We start from the raw sequence: 2,399 nt of genomic DNA, 5'->3' as shown, positions 1-2,399 counted from the left end.
GTTATGAGGTTCTGCAGGGTGGCGAAGTGATCGGGTCTTTCCCTACCATCGTCGAGCCAGTTCGGCTTGTTCGGGATCGTGATGCGCGGCTCTGACGCTCCTCACGACTTCGAACCGTCGTTCCTCGGCTCAAGCGTGGCAGACTTCTCGGCGAAAAGAACGGTCCGAACCCAGGCAAATGGTTCTGGTCGATCAGCACTAAAGACAAGCGGTGGCGTGTCTATGGCGGCCAGCGAGGAAGGTATTCAGGCAAGCAGAGTGGAGCCCGCCCCATGTTGTAGCGGAGAGCTAGCTGCTTCATTGTCACAGTTCCTGTGAACAGCCCGCCATCTTGAGCTGATGGCTGACGCCCGTGCGAGTCCGATGACATCGTTTGAGCGGCATGGCGGGCTGCCGAAGACTGCCCCTTCCCGGGAGATCGACAACCCCTGATGACACGGGCGGCCCCGGATAGGCCACCTCGCTCAGTCTCACATTTACGGCCGCGAATTTCCAATGGGATTTAGGAATAGTTGCGTCAGTAATAGATCGAACGTGCAACACGGTAGGCTTGGAGGAATAGCTGCTTTTCCCGAGCCGTCTTGCCGTCCGGAGTCGCCCAAAGCCGCCGCGCGGCAACGCACTGTTAGGTAGTCTCTGCCATTCCTGCAAATTACAATCGGGCCTGCTTACAATCGTGGTTGCGCCTTTAGAGCACATCTTTCGCCACCCAATATGCGGTCTGCAAAGGCCGAAACCGTAAACTGAGTGATCGGGGCTGTGGTTGACTGCGATTTTGCGCATCATTTTCGTTTGCTCCCTCAGCTCAACACAGAAGGCTTGGCCTCATCCGCCGTTCAACCAAGGGCTGAAAATTGGGGAATGTGAATCTGGATATCCTGTTCGAGATGATGATCGTGCGGAAGTTCAAGCCTGCTGCGGAGGAGTTGGCGATCTCCCGGCATTCAGCTTGCCCGCCTCGCGGCCGCCCTTCCGCACCCTTGCGAATGTCCACCGGCTCCATGACCTTAACAGACCCGTCGCGCACATGGCATTGTCTTCCGCGCACCGATCACCGCCGCAACGGTCTTAGGCGTCGTCTCCTCGGCCTACCCGCATGGCTATGGCTGCTCGGTGGGGTCCGCGAGGCAGGGTGGCGACGACGACTGCCGGCCGAAGACTCTGCGGCTTTCTGCCAAGGGTGCACATGCTGCCATCAAGCCGAAGCATTGCTCCCGCCTCGTGGTTTAAATGCGCGGTCCTCCTTGGCAAATGTAAAATGTGAGGCCGACGCATGAGGGTTCTCGCGATCGCCCAGCGTCGCGCCAGCAGTGCGCCTTACTGTCGAATTTCATACTTGCTGCGGGGGCTAATTCATCCATTGCTTATCAACAAAAGCTCGGAGTTTGCCCGTCACTCAAGTGTAAGTTCGGAAATCCGAGGGGAAAGGAGCACTCTAACAGACACAGTGGCTCCACGCGTGCGTGAACGCCGCGGGAAACGTCGAGGGCGGTGACAAGAGAACTTCACAGCAGATAGATCTTCGCCGCCTTCATTTGGATCGAACGTAATGCCCTCGATCGTCCCGCGTCGCGCGAGCATTCCCACTTCCGCAAAATCATGCTTCCCCCGCGGCGGGCGTCTGGAACACCGCGGGGAAAGTCGAGTGGGGATCAGCCCCTGTCGACGGGCAGCGCAACGAAGCGGTTCGAATCGTCGCGGGTGATCTGCATCAGCACCGCCTTGCGGCCGGACTTCACCGCATCGGCCATCGCCTTATTGGCGTCACCAGTCCCGTTCACCTCGGTCGAGTTGACCGCCCTGATGATGTCGCCAGCCTGGATGCCGCGGTCTGCGGCATTGCTGTCGGGATCGACATCGGTCACCACCAGCCCCTTGCCGTTTTCGGCCTTGGTGACGGTGAGGCCGAGCGCGGCGAGGGTATCGGGCTTTGCCTCGGTGGCGGGCTGCTGCTGCGGGTCGTTCGAAGCCTGCTTGTCGCTTGCCGGCAGCTTGCCGAGATCGACCTTGATCGTCTGGCTCTTGCCGTCGCGCCACACGGTGACGTCAACGGACTTGCCGGGCGAATAGGCACCGATCAGGCGGGCAAGTTCCTTGGGCGAAGCAACATCCTTGCCGTCAACCTGGGTGATGACGTCACCGGTGGTGATACCTGCCTTTTTGCCGGGACTGGCGTCCTCGGCGCTGGACACCAGCGCGCCTTTTTCGGACTTTAACCCAAGAGATTCAGCGATATCGGACGTGACGGGCTGGATTTCGACGCCAAGCCAGCCGCGCTGCACGGTTCCGCTCTTCATCAGGTCCTCAACGACCTGCTTGGCGGTCGAGGCAGGGATGTCGAAGGCAATGCCGACGCTGCCGCCCGAAGGCGAGAAGATCGCGGTGTTGATGCCGACGAC

The 2,399-nt window shown here is 59.9% G+C and carries 1 protein-coding gene; it reads right to left on the bottom strand.

The genetic code is table 11. The features are described from left to right. Positions 1 to 1,652: 1,652 nt before the first annotated feature. Positions 1,653 to 2,399: PDZ domain-containing protein (locus EN993_RS34680; RefSeq protein ID WP_127266128.1), on the bottom strand; the 747-nt coding region annotated here is incomplete at its 5' end.

The sequence above is a fragment of the Mesorhizobium sp. M7D.F.Ca.US.004.01.2.1 genome (genome assembly GCF_003997785.1).
Lineage (GTDB): Bacteria > Pseudomonadota > Alphaproteobacteria > Rhizobiales > Rhizobiaceae > Mesorhizobium > Mesorhizobium loti.
Note: the sequence above shows the minus strand (reverse complement) of the source record. Positions and strands in the feature narration are given on the sequence as shown.